1 rRNA gene is annotated in these 1,864 nt (G+C 53.0%); it reads right to left on the bottom strand.

What is annotated here, in order from left to right:
- Positions 1-48: 48 nt before the first annotated feature.
- A 16S ribosomal RNA gene (locus KZ793_RS22335) occupies positions 49-1,593 on the bottom strand.
- Between the last annotated feature and the right edge of the window lie 271 nt (positions 1,594-1,864).

Genomic DNA, 1,864 nt, shown 5'->3' with positions numbered 1-1,864 from the left:
CTTTCATCAGACAATCTGTGTGAGCACTGCACTCAACCGTATCTCAGGTAAGGAGGTGATCCAACCGCAGGTTCCCCTACGGTTACCTTGTTACGACTTCACCCCAGTCATGAATCACAAAGTGGTCAGCGCCCTCCCGCAGGTTAAGCTACCGACTTCTTTTGCAACCCACTCCCATGGTGTGACGGGCGGTGTGTACAAGGCCCGGGAACGTATTCACCGTAGCATTCTGATCTACGATTACTAGCGATTCCGACTTCATGGAGTCGAGTTGCAGACTCCAATCCGGACTACGACAGACTTTGTGTGTTCCGCTTGCTCTCGCGAGGTCGCTTCACTTTGTATCCGCCATTGTAGCACGTGTGTAGCCCTACTCGTAAGGGCCATGATGACTTGACGTCATCCCCACCTTCCTCCGGTTTATCACCGGCAGTCTCCTTTGAGTTCCCGCCATCACGCGCTGGCAACAAAGGATAAGGGTTGCGCTCGTTGCGGGACTTAACCCAACATTTCACAACACGAGCTGACGACAGCCATGCAGCACCTGTCTCTCAGTTCCCGAAGGCACTTCGCTGTCTCCAGCAAATTCTGAGGATGTCAAGAGTAGGTAAGGTTCTTCGCGTTGCATCGAATTAAACCACATGCTCCACCGCTTGTGCGGGCCCCCGTCAATTCATTTGAGTTTTAACCTTGCGGCCGTACTCCCCAGGCGGTCGATTTAACGCGTTAGCTCCGGAAGCCACTCCTCAAGGGAACAACCTCCAAATCGACATCGTTTACAGCGTGGACTACCAGGGTATCTAATCCTGTTTGCTCCCCACGCTTTCGCACCTGAGCGTCAGTCTTCGTCCAGGGGGCCGCCTTCGCCACCGGTATTCCTCCACATCTCTACGCATTTCACCGCTACACATGGAATTCTACCCCCCTCTACGAGACTCTAGCCAACCAGTCTTGGATGCCGTTCCCAGGTTAAGCCCGGGGATTTCACATCCAACTTAATTGACCGCCTGCGTGCGCTTTACGCCCAGTCATTCCGATTAACGCTTGCACCCTCCGTATTACCGCGGCTGCTGGCACGGAGTTAGCCGGTGCTTCTTCTGCGGGTAACGTCAAAATATCGCCCTCTTCAGGCCATACCCTTCCTCCCCGCTGAAAGTACTTTACAACCCGAAGGCCTTCTTCATACACGCGGCATGGCTGCATCAGGCTTGCGCCCATTGTGCAATATTCCCCACTGCTGCCTCCCGTAGGAGTCTGGGCCGTGTCTCAGTCCCAGTGTGGCTGGTCATCCTCTCAGACCAGCTAGGGATCGTCGCCTAGGTAGGCCATTACCCTACCTACCAGCTAATCCCATCTGGGTTCATCCGCGGGTGTGAGGCCCTTTCAGGTCCCCCACTTTGGTCTTGCGACATTATGCGGTATTAGCCACCGTTTCCAGTGGTTATCCCCCGCCCTCGGGCAGATCCCCAGACATTACTCACCCGTCCGCCGCTCGTCAGCAAAAGTGCAAGCACTTTCCTGTTACCGCTCGACTTGCATGTGTTAGGCCTGCCGCCAGCGTTCAATCTGAGCCATGATCAAACTCTTCAATTTAAAGTTTGATGCTCAAAGAAACTGACTGTTCATTCGTAATGAATCAACTGTTGTTCACTCTTCAAGACTTTAAAACGTATTTTTTGGTGATACGGTCTTGTGAGTGCCCACACAGATTGTCTGATTAATTGTTAAAGAGCAGGCTGCAACAAAAAATAACATTCTCGTTCAGCCGGGCTGCGTATACTACGCTTTTCGCCCGCAGAGTCAAGCGCTTATTCGCTTTTTCTCCGCCCGACCTCACAATGTTTATCAGCGTTGTGTCGGTCAG

The sequence above is a fragment of the Photorhabdus antumapuensis genome (genome assembly GCF_020387775.1).
GTDB lineage: Bacteria > Pseudomonadota > Gammaproteobacteria > Enterobacterales > Enterobacteriaceae > Photorhabdus > Photorhabdus antumapuensis.
Note: the sequence above shows the minus strand (reverse complement) of the source record. Positions and strands in the feature narration are given on the sequence as shown.